Below are 16978 nucleotides of genomic sequence, written 5' to 3'. Positions count from 1 at the left end.
CTATCTCCCCTCCCTTCGGGAGGGTTGGGGGTGGGTTTCCGAGTATCTTTATGTACGATATTAATAAAGTTAGGGAAGACTTCCCGATACTCTCTCGCACCGTCTATGGCAAGCCGCTGGTTTACTTTGATAATGGTGCTACCACACAGAAACCACTCTGTGTACTGGATGCTATGCGTGAAGAGTATCTTAATGTGAATGCAAATGTGCATCGTGGAGTACACTGGATGTCGCAACAGGCAACCGATCTACACGAAGCTGCACGCGGAACAGTAAAGAAGTTCATTAATGCTCGTTCCACTACAGAGGTTGTCTTCACACGTGGAACGACAGAGAGTTTGAATCTCGTTGCCTCCAGTTTCACTGAAGGTTGTATGCGAGAGGGCGATGAGGTGATTGTTTCAGTCATGGAACACCACTCTAACATCGTTCCTTGGCAGTTACAAGAACAGCGCAAAGGGATTGTTCTTAAGGTTATTCCGATGACCGATGAGGGAGTTCTCGACCTACATGCTTACGAGAAACTCTTCTCGAAACGCACGAAATTGGTCAGTGTAACGCAGGTAAGTAACGTCCTCGGAACCATTAATCCTGTAAAGGAAATGATCCGAATAGCCCATGAATGCGATGTACCCGTTATGGTTGATGGTGCGCAGAGCATACCTCATTTCGCTGTTGATGTGCAAGACTTAGATTGTGACTTCCTTGCTTTCAGTGGGCATAAGGTCTATGGTCCTACGGGTGTAGGCGTTCTTTATGGTAAAGAGAAGTGGCTCGATAAGATGCCACCTTACCAAGGTGGTGGCGAGATGATAGAACATGTCAGCTTTGGGAAGACCACCTTTGAACGTCCACCATTGAAGTTTGAGGCTGGAACCCCCGACTATATAGCTACTCACGGACTTGCTAAAGCTCTTGATTATGTATCCTCTTTGGGGATGGATAACATCTTTCAACACGAACAGGAACTTACCCACTACGCCCTTCAGAGGCTCCGTGAGATTGATGGAATGCACATTTATGGACATCACCAAGACGCTGGAGACGCTGTTATTAGCTTCAACGTTGGTGATATCCATCACATGGATTTAGGTACTCTCCTCGATCAACTCGGCATTGCGGTACGCACTGGTCATCATTGCGCACAGCCTTTGATGGATCGTTTGGGCGTCCTTGGCACAGTGAGGGCATCCTTCGGATTGTACAATACATGTGAAGAGGTCGATGCTTTAGTAGCAGGATTAAAGCGAGTGGTAATGATGTTTTAGTATTTACGTGCGTTCTATTTATGATATAGAAAATAGAGACATTGCCTCCAACTAAACATCCTTTCGTTATTCATTGTATGTATGAAGACGAATAAGGATAGGTGTCATAAGGGACAAAATCTCTATTTCTGTATTCAAAGTTTATCCTCTCTTGCACATCCACAGGCTTCTTATAAACCATAAGATAGCGATAATATGCAGCCAGATAGACGACATTATGGGGAATGCTGATAGAACGAATGCAATTTGAGTTTGCGTTATGTACGTTGCTTGTTGGCTGCTCACCTCCCGCTCAAGGATAGCACTATAATAATTGCGAAGCCATTCTGCAGGAGCATGTAACCACACATTTACATCTTTGAAAAATCGACTTAGGTCGTTGTAGGATGTGTTCTGCTCGGTGAAAGTCATTTCTTTTTTCATATCGTTTTGCTTTAGTTTGTTGCTATATATAATATATAAGGTGTAAGAACCATCTTTGGTTTACATTTGCAAAAGTAAGATTGATATGTGCAAAGGATGTTCATTCGCTTAAAAACATTTGTTATATACACTTAAAATGAAAGGTTCTTTAACTATTAAGACGTGCTATTCATGTTGAAAAGTCATTATTATGAAGGGTTGATAGAGGCTGGCTGCGATGAAGCAGGTAGAGGATGCCTTGCTGGAAGTGTGTATGCTGCGGCAGTCATCTTGCCTACTAACTACAAAAACGACCTACTGAACGATTCCAAGAAGTTGTCAGCTAAAAAGCGATATGCTCTTCGCAAGATCATTGAACATGATGCCATCGCATGGGCTGTGGGTATTGTTACACCCGAAGAGATAGACAAGATAAACATTCTCAACGCGTCCTTCCTTGCCATGCATCGTGCTTTAGATCAACTCAAGATGCGTCCCGAAGCCATTATCGTTGATGGTAACCGCTTCACTCCCTATCAAGATTTACCCTTTACCACCATCGTAAAGGGTGATGGAAAGTATCTTTCTATAGCCGCTGCATCCATCCTTGCCAAGACATATCGCGATGATTACATGCTCTCACTGGCTGAGAAATACCCCCAATATGACTGGCAGTCGAATATGGGATACCCCACTAAGAAGCACCGGGAGGCCATCCGTCAATACGGAATAACGCCATTTCATCGCAAAAGTTACAATCTCTTAGGAGATGAACAATTATCATTTGATTTCTAAAATAACGTACCTTCATCATGAGATTTGATAAACTAAAGAAGCAGTTAGAACTTATCATTCTCTTATCGAATGGTAGTAACTATTCGGTGCAAGACCTATGTGAACGCATGGACTTGTCCCGTCGCAATCTCTATTACCTACTCGACTTCATCAAACATGCGGGTTTTATCGTATTCAAGCATGAAGGTTGTTATCATATCGACCGTCGCTCCCCCTTCTTTGTACAACTCTTTCAGAGTATTCAATTGAGTGATACGGATGTAAAGACTATCCATAGTCTGTTGATGATGGCTGGTAATGACAGCGTAATGGTCAATCAACTCCGGCAGAGAATGGAGAATGCTTACAACTTCTCAATCGTTACTAATTCCCCAATTCATCGACAGATGGAGTCCAATCTAAAGGTTTTGAAGAAGGCAATGGAGCGAAAACACATGGTGAAACTATTAGACTATTCCAGTCCACATAGCCATACTGTCAAGGACAGAATAGTTGAGCCTTTTCTCCTTCTGCATAACAATGAGGATGTAAGATGCTATGAGTTGCTGTCAGGAGAGAACAAGACTTTCAAGTTATCGCGCATGGGGAGTGTTGAAGAACTTGATGCTTCGTGGTTGCATGAGAACCTACATCGGAAGATATTCACTGATATCTTCATGTTTAGTGGAGAAGTTCAGCATCGCGTTAAGTTACTCCTTGGGCAGTTATCACATAATCTTTTCATCGAAGAGTACCCTCAAGGAGCCTACTTACTGGTACAAAAATCAGATGATTCGTGGCTTCTTGATATTGAAGTATGCGATTATCGCGGGCTCGGTCGATTTGTCCTTGGACTCTTTAAGGATATTCGGATTATAGAAGGAGATGGTTTTAAAGAATATATGAGAGGTGAGATCGAAAGCCTCGCCCTTAATTTCTCTCTTTCAGAAAAGGAAGTGCAGGATAAGAGTAAATCGAAAGATTCAAAGTGAGGAAATACTCGATTAAATCGATAATAACAGGTATTCAGGATTTAAAACAGTCATAATATGACACGTAAGATTTTATTAGTTTTATTATTATTCATCGCCCTGACCATCCAAGCCCAGCAGCCTCATTGGGTGGGAACATGGGCTTGTGCGCCCCAAACAGTAGATAAATCATTCATGCCTTACAACAATCAGATGACCAATCGATCTGTTCGTCAGGTGGTGAAAGTGAGTATCGGAGGTAATGTTATTCGTTTGCAGCTTAGCAACGAACTCTCTTCTGAACCCGTAGAGATTACGAGTGTCTATATCGCAAAAGCAGGAAATGGACCAGAGATATACAAGACCTCTGCGAAGTATCTACAGTTTGGTAAGAAGCGTCAGGTGGTTATTCCTGCAGGAAAAGCCGTCTTTTCAGATGCTTTGAAGTTTAAGTTACAACCCTTGGAGCGCGTTTCCATCACTATTAACTACCTAAAGGCTCCGAAGGAACCAACCGTTCACATGGGGTCACGCACCACCTCTTATATACTTCGTGGAGTGACTAATTCTTACACAGACTTTACAACAGCTTTTAAGGAAGATCATTGGTTTAATATCTCAGCTATCGATGTTCTTGATGCGACAGCATCGAGTATAGCCATCCTTGGTAATAGTATTACTGATGGAAAGGGAAGCACTACCAATGCTCAAGATCGTTGGCCCGATTTCCTTTCAGCTGCGCTGAATAATGGTGCAGGTTTCAATCTCTTTAAGGTGGGAAAGACGGGTATCTTGAATTTAGGAATTGGTAACAACCGCATCTTGTCAGTAGGTTTGGGTGCACCGGGAAAGGAACGATTCGATCGTGATATACTTGCCCAAAGAGGCTTGCGAGCCGTTATCATCTTTGAAGCCATTAATGATATTGGAACCTCAACCAACCCTGATGAGACCGCACGAAAGCTCGTTGAGGCCTATCAAGTGATGATAAAGAAGGCTCGTCAACGTGGTTTGAAGGTTTATATGGGTACGATAACTCCATTCCGTGGATGCCGTGGTTATTTCACAGAAGAGCGTGAGAAGGCACGTAAAATAGTTAATTCATGGATTCGAACAACGCATGAAATCGATGGATTCATAGATTTTGATGCCCTTATGCGTGACCCTTCTGCCCCTGAACAATTACGCCGTGAGTGGCAAATTGGTGATTGGTTGCATCCTAATCCAGCAGGTTATAAGCAGATGGGAGAGTACGCGGCAAGGTTCTTGATGTAGTTATCAACCTTGCTCCAGTTTCTTTCTTAGCCTACTCTTAATCGATCTTATAGCTTGCGAAGTACAGCAGAATGCTTGTGCTTTTAGCTCATCTTCTATCCCATAATGCTCCATTACGTAATAGAAACACTCCTTAGGTGTGAGTGCAAAGCGTGGGTTGTTGAGGATATAAGACAGTTCGTAATCATAGTTGGGCATAATCATATTGAGGGCTTGTTGCTCTCTTTTGCCCATCTGTGATAAGTTCCCTCCTTTCAAGATGGTATATAAGGTGTCGATTCCGAGTTTAATTTGTTCGATGGAATCGGACGTTTTTATATTTTTACTATGAGCTTTGATAGAATCCCGAAGTTGGTTGAGTTCATCAAGTTTGTTATCTATTTCTGCCTTCATCTCATCTATCGTGGCATCTTTTCGACGTAATGTTAGTTGGATATTATGCTCTGTCTCCTGTTGTTGTAGGCGATAGAACCGAAGTTGTTGGCGCATCCGGCGACGAAACCATATCGTAATTCCAATGGAAACAAGGATGAGTGCAAGGAGAAGATAAGCAATGTAAAGTTTCAACTCGAGTGCTTTGCGCTGTGCTAAGGCTACCTCGTAGAGGTCTTGCAGTTGTACTATTTCAACGTCTTTGCCCGGTGATATGGCGACAATCTGATGCTTCTTGATGCGTTGACGCATCTCTTCTATGCGCTTCTCTTGGTCTTTTCGGATTCGAGGTTTGTACTTTTCCGCCTTTAGCAAGCAGTTAAGAGCAGAATCCCGTTTACCCATTTGGTTGTAAACAAAGGCTTTCTCTATGTCAATATCCGCCATCCTGTGGCTTCGTTTCACGTCATTAGCATGTCGAGCAGCATGTTTCAAGTAATCTAAAGCCAGTTTGTACGCTCCATCTTGTGCGTTGATTTGAGCAATGCGATAGTAAGTGAGAAACTTTAGAGAGTCTTCCGTAACGTTGAAAAGGCGCTTTTCTGCAGCTTTCAGTTGGTACATTGCCTTGTGTAAATCATGTCTTTTCGTATAGATTGCAGCACTGTCAAGGCGCATTTGGGTAATCCCGTCATCCGTTGCAGGATAATGCGGGAGCTTCCTTTGGCTGCATGATAACAACGACAAAAGGCTGATAAACCATAAAAGAAACCTTTTCTTCATGTGTACAAAGGTAGATAATTAATGTGGAAATGGCAAGTTTGCTAAGATTGGGAATGGTTATTTTGTGTCAAAGTGTGGTTGTTGCATCTTGTAAGTAGTTGTAAATTAGGTGTCTTTTTCTTATCTTTGTGTCAACAACAAGAGTGCTATTGCATTGAAGAAGAATGCTTCTTACCTTTGCATTGACGATTAGTTCCAATGATTGTCATCTGCATTTCATAAACCCGCAGCGGTGTGATTGCGTTTAAGCACTGGTGCGGGTTTTGAATAGAAAAGGTTTCGGAGACCTCTCCAAACACCTCCAAAAAGTGGATGTAGCCTATCGGAAGATAGTTAGAATACAATAGCTTGATTTCCAAGATATTGCTTTAGAAAAAAGAAGAGGTGCTTTCTTCGATGTGAGAAGGGCGTTTCCTTGATGTGAAGAGAGGCTCTCTTTGAATGGAGAAGAGGCTTTCCTTTAATTCAAAATTCATAGTTCATAATTCAAAATTATGATTAGGTAGAGTGGACGAGTATAGGAGTAGATAGTAAACGAGTATATGAGTAGACAAGTAAACGAGTTATTAGTCCGAGGGGATGTCGTGCTGCAAGTAGGGACAGACGCCCTCGTCTGGAACCCCTCCCAGCCTCCCCTAAGGGGAGGAGCGCCTAACGGAAGTTAGTTAGTGATAGTTTTTTTGCAGTCTATAATACGCCACAAGTAGGGACAGACGCCCTCGTCTGTCCGCATAAGAGGACGTATTTCACAAAGATGTAAGGCGGTTCGGGTTTCCAGACGAGGGTGTCTGTACCTACTTTTAGCACTTCTTCTTCTGCTTCGTTGGGGCTTGAAAAGAATTAAAGAAATAATGAATAAGGATATTTAAAACAGTAAGATTATGATGAAGAAGTTGTTTTTTGCGTTTTTAATCAGCTTTCTTATGATTGGAAATGCTACTGCCCAGCATCGTAAAAGAACGATGAAACCGAAGAAAAATGCCCCTTCTGGACCTACATGGCGTTATATGTGTGCAGATCCTTCGCAGGAGTTTTTAGACAAGATAAAGCCTGCGAAGAGTGATACAAACAAAGTTGATACCTGTAAACAAGTGCTAACAGAGAAGAAGGATAGTACTAAGAACTTTGTTTGTGAGCTCGGTCCGAGACCTTTCTTTCCTGGTGATTTACCAGAATTCATCGCTAAGAACCTGCGTTATCCACCTATTCTTGCAAATATGTGTGTACAAGGTCGTGTTATTATTGGGTTCTTTGTAGATGTTGACGGGACATGCAGTAATTTCAAAGTAGTGCGTTCCGTTTACCCTATTTTAGATGAAGAAGCACTGCGTGTAGCCAAGTTAATGCCTAAATGGAAGTGGACTTCAAAGCCTAAGAAAGGTATGCCTCTTTATATACCCGTTGGTTTCCGAATGTAAAGGTGTTGTTTTTGAAGCTGGATGATAATGTTTAGTCGTATTAAAGAACATTGTTAAACCTGTTTTAATTCATCGATTGGAGATCAAAAATCAGTAGGCTTTATGCTATCATCTTAGACTTTTATAGTATCTTTGCAAAAGATAGACAGCGATTGACAAATTGGGTATGTGTACTCTTGGTTATCGTTGGCACTATCTTTGCAAGACGTAGATAATAGTGTAAAATATAAAGGTAAAATTATGGCAAAGAAAGCTTTATTGATGATCCTCGATGGTTGGGGTAACGGAAAGCATGGTAAAGGTGATGTGATTTATAATACTCCTACACCTTACTTAGACTACTTGAACGCTGTTAGTGCACACTCTCAGTTGCAGGCATCAGGTGAAGATGTAGGTCTTCCTGATGGTCAGATGGGTAACTCGGAGGTAGGTCACTTGAATATAGGTGCCGGTCGTATCGTTTATCAAGACTTGGTTAAGATTAACAAGGCATGCCAGACTGGTGACATCCTAAAGAACCCTGGTATTGTTGAAGCATATAGTTATGCACAGAAAACAGGTAAGAAACTACACTTGATGGGGCTTACTTCAACTGGTGGTGTACACTCTTCTTTAGATCACCTATTCAAACTCATTGAGATAGGAAAGGAGTATAATCTAAAGGACGTGTACGTTCATTGTTTTATGGATGGTCGTGATACAGACCCAAAGAGTGGTGCTGGTTTTATCGCAGACATTCAAAAGGTGTGTGACAGCAACGGTGCTCATGTCGCTTCAATTGTGGGTCGTTTCTATGCAATGGATCGTGATAAGCGTTGGAATCGTGTGAAGGAAGCATACGATCTACTCGTTGAGGGCAAGGGAGTTCAGGCTACTGACATGGTGAAAGCGGTTGAAGATAGCTATGCAGCAGACGTTACTGACGAGTTTATCAAGCCTATCAATAACTCTTCTGTAGATGGAACTATCCAGGAAGGTGATGTTGTTATCTTCATAAACTTCCGTAACGACCGTGCTAAAGAGTTGACACAAGTGTTGACACAGCAGGATATGCCAGAGGAAGGTATGCATACAATCAAGGACTTGCAGTACTATTGTATGACACCATACGATGCTAACTTCAAGGGTGTACATGTACTCTTCCCTAAGGAGAATGTGATGGATACGTTAGGAGAATACCTCAGTCGCCTTGGTAAGCGTCAGCTTCATACGGCCGAGACAGAGAAGTATGCGCACGTAACCTTCTTCTTCAATGGTGGTAGAGAACAGCCTTATGAGGGTGAAGATCGTATTCTCGTACCTTCTCCAAAGGTTGCAACCTACGACTTAAAGCCTGAGATGAGTGCCTTCGAAGTGAAGGATAAGCTTGTTGGTGCTATCAATACACAGGAGTACGACTTCATTGTTGTGAACTTTGCTAATGGTGATATGGTCGGTCATACAGGTGTTTATCATGCCATCGCAAAGGCTGTTTGGGCGGTTGATCATTGTGTAAAGGAGGTTATCGAGGCTGCTAAGGCTAACGATTATGAGGCTATCATTATTGCAGACCATGGTAATGCTGATAACGCAATTAACCCTGATGGCACGCCCAATACAGCCCATTCACTAAATCCAGTACCATTCATTTACGTTACTGATAATAACTCTGCAACAGTGAAGGATGGTCGTTTGGCTGATGTAGCTCCATCTATTTTACATATTATGGGGCTTGAGCAACCAGCAGATATGACCGGTGAGAACCTTATAACAGATTAGTTAATTATTAATTAAACTGAAATATTTAAATCCCAAAGACATATTTTACTCTTTGGGATTTATTTTTTATACCTTTGCGTCCAGAGGGTTCTTATAACCACTAAAGAATAGGTATTAGAAGTTTAACTCATAAAAGAAAAAGGATTATGGATATACGTAAAGTAGCGTTGTCATTGGTAGTAATGGCTGGTTTTGGTGCTCTAAATGCACAAGCACAGAGTGCAAATACAACAAAGAAGCACGAAACTTTGATACAGCGTGTGGATACTCTTGCTAAGAAAGCAGGTGCAGATGTGAAGCATGCAGAGAAGACTGCAGTGACAAAGGTTAGCACGGATGCTAAGAAAGTTGGTGCAGATGTAAAGCATGCAGAGCAAGTTGCTGCTAAGAAGTTGAAGGCTGATGAAAAGAAGTTAAGCTCTGATGTTAAGAAAGTAAAGCAGAACATCAAGAAGACTTATCGTAAGGATAAAGCTAAAGTTAAGGCTTGGGAGAAGTCTAGAAAAGCTAAGAAAGCTCTCAAGAAGCAATTAAAGGCAAAGAAGAACTAATTCCGTTTGTATATAAGGAAGTCGTGTCGAAAGGCACGACTTTTTGTTATATCAGAACTTTGTAGTACTTTTGCAGGCAAAGAGTTAAAGCTATGCAAGTAAAGATAGAACCCTCGTGGGGGGTAAAACTCGGTGGTGAGTTTGAGAAACCTTACTTCCAACAACTGAGCGAACAAGTGAAGCTGGAGTATAAACATTATGCGTGTTATCCTCCAGGTAAGCTGATTTTTAATGCTTTTGACCTCTGTCCTTTCGATAAGGTTAAGGTTGTTATCCTTGGACAAGACCCTTATCATGAACCCGGACAAGCAATGGGTTTGAGTTTCTCAGTACCTGATGGTGTGCGACTTCCACCTTCTTTGGTGAATATATATAAGGAGATTGAAAGCGACTTAGGCATTCCTGTAAAGACTTCTGGTGACTTAACTCGTTGGGAAGAGCAGGGCGTTCTCTTATTGAATGCTACGTTAACTGTTCGTGCGCACATGGCTAATAGTCATCAAGGATTAGGGTGGGGCGCGTTCACGGATGCGGCTATTAAAGCTCTTAGTGATGGGCGGGAACATCTGGTATTTATGCTTTGGGGAAGTTTTGCTCGTAGTAAGAAAGCGTTGATCGACACGCATAAACACTTTGTTTTGGAGAGTGTTCATCCCTCTCCTTTATCAGCTAATAGAGGTGGATGGTTTGGTCAACACCAGTTCTCCCGTTGTAACCAATACTTAAAAGAGCATGCTATTGAACCCATAAAATGGTAGTTGGGAAGGCTGTAGATGTAATGATTTAAGGTAAGAATAAGTTGATGGGTAATACATACGAACATATATTCATGGTGGGAAACGTCTTAGTTTCTCCTGATATCATAAACGTCAAGTTCTGTTGTGATTTAGATAAGTGTCATGGTCAATGTTGTATAGATGGCGATGCTGGAGCACCAGTGACTCTGGATGAGACAATGGCTATTGAGAATGTGTTAGATACTGTTTGGGGAGATTTGTCAGCATCAGCTCAAGCCGTTATAGATAAGCAAGGCGTCGCTTATACGGATGTGGAAGGCGACTTAGTGACGAGTATTGTCGGTGGAAAGGATTGTGTTTTCACCTGTTACGATAAGGGATGTTGCCTCTGTGCATTGGAACGTTCGTATCGAAAAGGGGATATTGAATTTGTGAAACCTATCTCCTGTTCGCTATATCCTATCCGTGTGAAGGAGTTTGAGAATGGTACTTGTGGTATCAATTATCACCATTGGAAGATCTGTGCAGATGCTCGAAAGAAAGGAGAAGAACTGAATCTTCCCCTTTATAGGTTCCTAAAAGAGCCACTTACACGGCGTTTTGGAGCTGAATGGTATGATGAGTTATGTGATGTTGCACAGCAGTTGACAAGTGAAAAGTAGACAAGTAAACCTATTACTTGTATTAGGTAATTTCCCTGACGATACCAGTATTAACTCGTCAACTTATTAACTTGTACACTTGTCAACTCTTCCTAAACAATGAAGGGCTCATTCCTACATGCTCTTTGAAGTATTTTCCCATAAAGCTTTGATTAGCGAAATGAAGTTCGTCGGCTATTTCCTTTATGCTCATCGTGCTATTTTTCAGCATGACACAAAGCTCACGTACTACATACGAATCAATCCAATCGCTGGGTGTTCGTTTACTGATTGTTCGAATCGTCTCGGATAGATACTTCGAAGTAATACATAGATTCTTAGCATACCAACTGACACGACGCTCATGTCGGAAGTTCTTTTCAACCATTTGAATGAAGTCTCTAAAGATTACTTCTGCACGTGTTTGCCCCTCTGTTTCCAGTTGTTGGAATTGATAGATAATGTTACTCATGTCGTAAATGAGAGCTTTTAGCATTGTCATCACAAGTTCCTTGCGGAAACGATGTTGGGTATCTATGATTTTCTCTTTGATATGGCAGATATAATTCTCCAGTTCCTTCGTTTGATGCTTATCTAAATGAAAGACAGGATGTGTACGTGCGAAGAGGAAGAGAGCAGACAATTCATGGATGCCACTAACAATGTTGTTGAAGAAATTATACGACAAAAGAATGGCTATACCTTTGCAGTCTGGGGATAGCTGATAGTCTCCGACAACTTGTCCTTCACTAATGATAATGACATCTCCTTCGCTTACTTCATGCTTATGAGTATCTACTGTGTATTGCGCTTTACCGTCAGTACAGAGTGCTAGAAATAGACTTTTCATGCGAGAAGATCTCGAAGGGAGGGGCACTTTTGCCATATCTTCGAACAATATCAGGTCATTGTCTATGTATTTCCCCGCTGGGTAAACGTATTTTGCATGAGCTACGTTGACCTCAGCTAGCTTTATTTGATTACTCATGACACCTTATTTTTATTTACAAGATGAGAACTTAATAATCCCGCCTTGCCTTAGTTTCATTCTTGAAGACTTATTATTATAAGTGATGTTGACGTCTACATCTGTAACGGCTTTTATTTGTAAAGACGTTACAAGTTTGTTTTCCCACTTCATGTCGATGGTTAAACCGCCGCGTGTTCTTATACCTTTTATCTCTCCATTCGCCCACGCATCGGGTAGAGCGGGGAGGAGGTGGATGTTGTAAACAGGCTTCTTTGCCGTCATATCAACCGAACTTTGCACCAGCATTTCACACACTCCAGCAGTACCACCGAAGTTTCCATCAATTTGGAAAGGTGGGTGAGCATCGAAGAGGTTAGGGTAGGTTCCACCATGATGCACGGCATCCTTCCCACGATACCCTTCGGGTGAGACGTATGAAAGAAGGTTTTGGTAAATCTTGTAAGCATGGTTCCCATCACCCAATCGTGCCCATAGATTGATTCTCCATCCAGTGCTCCATCCTGTACTCTCATCGCCTTTCTGAATGAGTGTTTGGTGTGCTGCGGCTAAGATTGTAGAATCTTTCGTTTGCTTAGCTAGCGCCTGTAAGTGCATACCTGGATATAATCCTATTAGGTGCGACTGGTGCCTGTGATGTATATCATAGTCCTTCCAATCGTAATACCATTCGTTTAAGTCGCCTTGAGAACCTACAGTATAAGGATGCAAGCGATGCAGTTTATCATCCATCTCTTTGTCAGGCTTCAAACCAAGAGACTTACGTGCTTGCTGCATATTCATGAATAATTCTCGAATAATGGCTAGGTCAGCCGTACCACCATAACAGGTTGTTCCGTGGTAACCCTTATCTGTTACATATTCGTTCTCAGGGCTAGTACTAGGCGCTGTAATCAGTTCGTTTGGTTTGTTGGGATTGGTAACCAACCATTGTTGGAAGAACTTGCTAGAGCCTTCCATAAGTGGGTATATGGTGTTTTGAAGTAACTGCTTGTCTTGTGAATATAGGTAATGATCCCAAAGTGCATTGACCAACCAGGCACCACCGAGGTTCCAGTTAGCCCATTCGGGACTTTCCTTTCCTTCTCCAACGGGAGAAGTCTTGCACCAAGGGTCGCTATTATGAGCAGCACACCAGCCCTCATTTATGCCATAGAAGTTGCGTGCAGTGTGCTTACCAGTTGCCGACAAACCTTTGACAAAGCCAATCAGCGGTTGGATAGTTTCTGACATATTAGCTGGATCGGCAGGCCAGTAATTCTCTTCGAGGTTAATGTTCATCGTGTAATTTCCACGCCATGGTGAGAATAGGTGCGGTGTCCATAATCCTTGAAGATTGGCAGGGATATTTGGAGTACGTGAACAAGAGAGCAGGAGATAGCGTCCAAATTGGAAATAGAGAGTCTCCAAATAGCGTTGTGCAGCCTCTGGGAGCGGTGCTGTTGATGATGAATAGCGACGCAGGAGTTGATCCGTTGGTAGATTGTTCGTATATTCCTTATTTCCTAATTGTAATTTAATGCGATTATAAATCTGCTGATATTCCTTTATATGTCGGTCTTTGAATTCACTATATGTGAAGTTTTGTGTGTGCCAAGCAGCATTGACAGCATTGTCTATATAGCTTGCCCCATCCTTGACGGGATGCTTGTCGAAACCATTAAAACTCGTGGCATTGACAATGTATATGGTGGCATTATCAGCATTGGTTAGTGTGAGCGTGCTATCAGAAGCTATAACCTTTCCACCTTGAGGTAATAATCTTACGATCGTGCAAGCGTGTACGCTCTCTGTTTCTGAACCTGTTGTATGCCCCGTCATTGTCAACTGATTATTCGTTGCTTTAACCTTATGCGGAGTCTGTGCCGTTAGTTGGATGTGGAGGTTTATGGCTCCTGCTTGATTAGCTTTAATGTGTATGGCAATAAGACTATCACGATGCGTTGCGAAATATTCACGTGTGAATTGAATACCATTCTGTTGGTAGCTTATATGAGCCAACGCACTATCTAGATTCAGTTCTCTATAATAATTAGAGACTGCCCCCGTGTTTAGATTAATGATATTCAATGTTCCTAGAGGTTGATAAGAGGCAGATTGTTCGCCTTGAACAAAGTGTTGTAAGGAGTCAGCAGTGCGATAATTCTCTGCAAATAGAGCCTTTCTTATCTCTGGAATCCATTTAGCTTTACCCAATCCTTCATTTGGATCAACAGGTTTTCCTGTCCAATAAGTGATATCATTCAGGTAGATTGTGTCCTTTTGAGTACCACCATAAACCAATGCACCTAACTTGCCATTACCTAAGGGAATACTCTCTTCAAAGAAATGAGCAGGTTGGTTATACCATAATCGCATTGCCGGTTGTTGTGCCTTGACACTGACAAAAATTGCTAATAAGGATATACAGAATATGATTCGTTTCATTGTTTAGGTTGTTATTGGGTAAAAGAAAGACTCCCCTCCTTATCTCATGAGGAGGGGAGTAATATTTATTTATTGTTTATAATGACTTATGCATCGATATTAGCGTAAGTTGCATTCTTCTCAATAAACTCTCTACGTGGCTCGACATCATCTCCCATCAGCATTGAGAAGATTTCATCAGCATCCGCAGCGTTCTCTATCGTTACTTGCTTCAATAGGCGTGTCTTTGGATCCATTGTTGTTTCCCAAAGTTGCTCAGGATTCATCTCACCAAGACCTTTATAACGTTGTGTATGGATGGTTTTACCATCTTCTACTCCATTACCATATTTGTCCAGGAAAGCTTGTCGCTGCTGTTCGGTGTAGCAATATTCGCTTACCTTCTTGTAAGTACACTTATAGAGAGGTGGGGTAGCAATATACAAATGACCTTGCTCGATAACCTTCGGCATATAACGATAGAATAGCGTCATAATCAGCGTGTCGATGTGTGAACCATCGACATCGGCATCGGTCATGATGATAATCTTATCGTAACGGAGCTTATCAGTATTGGCTTCGAAGTCACCTTCATTCTCTACTCCAAATCGAACACCAATCGATTGAATGATATTCATAACTGATTCTGCCTCGAATACGCGGTGTCGTTGAACTTTCTCAACATTCAGAATCTTACCACGGAGTGGCAAAATGGCTTGTGTGTAACGATCACGACCCTGCTTTGCAGAACCACCTGCAGAATCGCCCTCTACAAGGAATATCTCGCAATCCTTGGGATCTTTGTTGGAACAATCGGCTAGCTTACCAGGCAGACCGCCACCACTCATCACGTTCTTACGCTGTACGCTCTCACGTGCCTTGCGTGCTGCTACACGTGCTGTAGCAGCTAAGATAACCTTGTTGCATATCATCTTAGCCTCGTTAGGGTGCTCCTCCAGGTAATCAGAGAGTGCCTCGCCAACTGCTTGTTGTACTGCACCTGCTACTTCGGAATTTCCTAATTTCGTTTTTGTCTGACCTTCAAATTGTGGTTCTGCCACCTTTATAGCGATAACGGCTGTCAATCCTTCACGGAAATCCTCACCTGCTATCTCTATCTTAGCCTTTTCAATTTGCTTAGATATTTGTGGGTCATTGTCAGCGTATGACTTTAGTGTACGGGTCAAAGCAGCACGGAAACCCTGTAAGTGAGTACCGCCTTCTATGGTGTTGATATTGTTAACGTATGAATGGATGTTCTCCGTATAATCAGTGTTATACATCACAGCCACCTCAATAGGGATGTTTTGCTTCTCTGTCTTGAGATAGATAACATCATCGAAAAGGTGCTGACGATGACGATCAACATAACGGACAAACTCCTTTAAACCATCCTTAGCATGGAAAACCTCTGTGCGAGTCTTGCCCGTCTCTGGGTCTGGACGCAGGTCAGTGAGCGTAATCTTAATACCTGCATTTAGATAAGCTAACTCACGCATACGGCGTGCAACGATGTCCCACTGATAGACTGTTGTTGTGAAGATCGTTGGGTCTGGCCAAAATTGTTGACGTGTACCTGTCTTCTGGGTTTCGCCTACAACCTTTACAGGATAGAGTGGCTTTCCTTTCTCATACTCCTGCTGATAAATCTTTCCATCACGATACACCTGTGACATCATGTGTGTGGAAAGGGCGTTAACACAACTTACACCCACACCATGTAGACCACCGCTGACCTTATAAGAACCCTTGTCGAACTTACCGCCAGCGTGTAGCACAGTCATAACAACTTCAAGGGCACTCTTGTGAAGTTTCTTATGTTCGTCAACAGGGATACCACGACCATCATCTTCAACCGTGATGGAGTTATCCTCGTTGATAGTTACTTCGATATTCTGACAGTAGCCAGCCATCGCTTCATCGATAGAGTTATCGACAGTCTCATTAATCAGGTGGTGAAGACCTTTCTCGCTGATGTCGCCAATATACATGGCTGGACGCTTACGTACAGCCTCTAATCCCTCTAACACTTGGATGTTACTGGCGGAGTAATTATTCTCGTTTTCTTGATTTTCTGCCATTTTTATTAGATTGTTCTTATAGTATGCAAAGATACTATTTTTCCTTTAGATGGGGAAATAAAAACTTGCTAAAAACATTTAAGAAGATGTAGTAAAAACGCTAAATTGGTTAATAACGAAAAGGTCGTAATCCCTCTGGATTACGACCTTATTATTTGTTTCAACTATGACAGAATTTTCTTTATCCTAAAGCAGCAACGTGCTTGCAGAGAGCAGACTTAAGATTAGCTGCCTTGTTCTTGTGAATAATGTTAGTCTTTGCCAACTTATCCAACATCTTCTGCACAACAGGATAGAGTTTTACAGCCTCTTCCTTGTCCGTCATATTACGCAACTTACGAACAGCATTACGCATTGTCTTTGCGTAATATCTATTGTGCAACGTCCTTACTTTGTCCTGACGTATTCTTTTCAATGATGATTTGTGATTTGCCATCTTTGTTCTTCTTTTATTTTACTTGTAGTCCCTAGCAGAGTCGAACTGCTCTTTAGAGAATGAAAATCTCTCGTCCTAACCGATAGACGAAGGGACCATGTCGAATTGCGGGTGCAA

At 42.1% G+C, this 16978-nt stretch carries 15 protein-coding genes; 9 read left to right on the top strand and 6 right to left on the bottom strand.

Translation table 11 applies throughout. The features are described from left to right. Positions 1 to 50 precede the first annotated feature (50 nt). Complete coding sequence (locus tag J5A55_RS07470; protein WP_004382860.1) at positions 51 to 1268, top strand: aminotransferase class V-fold PLP-dependent enzyme; 1218 nt, start codon at positions 51 to 53, stop codon at positions 1266 to 1268. A 141-nt stretch (positions 1269 to 1409) separates the two neighbouring features. Here the strand turns inward: J5A55_RS07470 and J5A55_RS07465 are convergent, their stop codons facing one another. Further along, entirely contained in the window at positions 1410 to 1691 is a 282-nt protein-coding gene (locus J5A55_RS07465; RefSeq protein WP_004382859.1) for a hypothetical protein, read from the bottom strand. A gap of 171 nt (positions 1692 to 1862) precedes the next feature. Between J5A55_RS07465 and J5A55_RS07460 the strand changes: the two genes are divergently transcribed. The 3 genes from J5A55_RS07460 to J5A55_RS07450 are packed head-to-tail and all read left to right on the top strand — an operon-like array spanning position 1863 to position 4690. Then, positions 1863 to 2465 carry a ribonuclease HII gene (locus tag J5A55_RS07460; RefSeq protein WP_004382857.1) on the top strand — a complete coding sequence of 201 codons (603 nt, stop codon included), beginning with the start codon at positions 1863 to 1865 and terminating at the stop codon, positions 2463 to 2465. 17 nt (positions 2466 to 2482) lie between these two features. Further along, positions 2483 to 3436, top strand: a complete 954-nt coding sequence (locus J5A55_RS07455; protein ID WP_004382856.1) for a helix-turn-helix transcriptional regulator — start codon at positions 2483 to 2485, stop codon at positions 3434 to 3436. Positions 3437 to 3493: 57 nt separating this feature from the next. Beyond that, on the top strand, positions 3494 to 4690 hold the full coding sequence (locus J5A55_RS07450) for an SGNH/GDSL hydrolase family protein (protein WP_004382855.1): 1197 nt from the start codon (positions 3494 to 3496) through the stop codon (positions 4688 to 4690). A gap of 3 nt (positions 4691 to 4693) precedes the next feature. Here J5A55_RS07450 and J5A55_RS07445 read toward each other — a convergent pair whose 3' ends face one another. Continuing rightward, positions 4694 to 5845 carry a YfgM family protein gene (locus J5A55_RS07445; RefSeq protein WP_004382854.1) on the bottom strand — a complete coding sequence of 384 codons (1152 nt, stop codon included), beginning with the start codon at positions 5843 to 5845 and terminating at the stop codon, positions 4694 to 4696. A gap of 962 nt (positions 5846 to 6807) precedes the next feature. Here J5A55_RS07445 and J5A55_RS07440 point away from each other — a divergent pair. The 5 genes from J5A55_RS07440 to J5A55_RS07420 all read left to right on the top strand — a co-directional run bounded on the left by J5A55_RS07440 (position 6808) and on the right by J5A55_RS07420 (position 10971). After that, positions 6808 to 7263: an energy transducer TonB gene (locus tag J5A55_RS07440; protein WP_249118598.1), complete on the top strand. Its 456-nt coding sequence runs from the start codon at positions 6808 to 6810 to the stop codon at positions 7261 to 7263. Between the two features lie 240 nt (positions 7264 to 7503). After that, positions 7504 to 9021 (top strand): 2,3-bisphosphoglycerate-independent phosphoglycerate mutase, encoded by a 1518-nt coding sequence (gpmI, locus tag J5A55_RS07435; protein WP_039851267.1) that lies wholly within the window; start codon positions 7504 to 7506, stop codon positions 9019 to 9021. A gap of 146 nt (positions 9022 to 9167) precedes the next feature. Then, the gene (locus J5A55_RS07430; protein ID WP_004382848.1) at positions 9168 to 9572 is read left to right on the top strand and encodes a hypothetical protein; all 405 of its coding nucleotides are present in this window, start codon (positions 9168 to 9170) and stop codon (positions 9570 to 9572) included. A 92-nt stretch (positions 9573 to 9664) separates the two neighbouring features. Continuing rightward, positions 9665 to 10330, top strand: coding sequence for a uracil-DNA glycosylase (gene ung / locus J5A55_RS07425; protein ID WP_004382847.1), 666 nt, complete (start codon positions 9665 to 9667; stop codon positions 10328 to 10330). 44 nt (positions 10331 to 10374) lie between these two features. Continuing rightward, positions 10375 to 10971 carry a DUF3109 family protein gene (locus J5A55_RS07420; RefSeq protein ID WP_004382846.1) on the top strand — a complete coding sequence of 199 codons (597 nt, stop codon included), beginning with the start codon at positions 10375 to 10377 and terminating at the stop codon, positions 10969 to 10971. 82 nt (positions 10972 to 11053) lie between these two features. Here J5A55_RS07420 and J5A55_RS07415 read toward each other — a convergent pair whose 3' ends face one another. The 4 genes from J5A55_RS07415 to rpsT form a co-directional block, all read right to left on the bottom strand. Beyond that, positions 11054 to 11938 carry a helix-turn-helix domain-containing protein gene (locus tag J5A55_RS07415; RefSeq protein WP_004382845.1) on the bottom strand — a complete coding sequence of 295 codons (885 nt, stop codon included), beginning with the start codon at positions 11936 to 11938 and terminating at the stop codon, positions 11054 to 11056. A 12-nt stretch (positions 11939 to 11950) separates the two neighbouring features. Continuing rightward, complete coding sequence (locus J5A55_RS07410) at positions 11951 to 14365, bottom strand: glycoside hydrolase family 95 protein (RefSeq protein ID WP_004382844.1); 2415 nt, start codon at positions 14363 to 14365, stop codon at positions 11951 to 11953. Between the two features lie 86 nt (positions 14366 to 14451). Beyond that, positions 14452 to 16425: a DNA topoisomerase (ATP-hydrolyzing) subunit B gene (gyrB, locus tag J5A55_RS07405; protein ID WP_004382843.1), complete on the bottom strand. Its 1974-nt coding sequence runs from the start codon at positions 16423 to 16425 to the stop codon at positions 14452 to 14454. A 181-nt stretch (positions 16426 to 16606) separates the two neighbouring features. After that, positions 16607 to 16861, bottom strand: coding sequence for a 30S ribosomal protein S20 (rpsT, locus tag J5A55_RS07400; protein ID WP_004382842.1), 255 nt, complete (start codon positions 16859 to 16861; stop codon positions 16607 to 16609). Positions 16862 to 16978: the final 117 nt, after the last annotated feature.

The sequence above is a fragment of the Prevotella veroralis genome (assembly GCF_018127765.1).
Lineage (GTDB): Bacteria > Bacteroidota > Bacteroidia > Bacteroidales > Bacteroidaceae > Prevotella > Prevotella veroralis.
The sequence above is the reverse complement of the archived record's forward strand: the minus strand, read 5'-3'. Positions and strand labels throughout refer to the sequence as shown.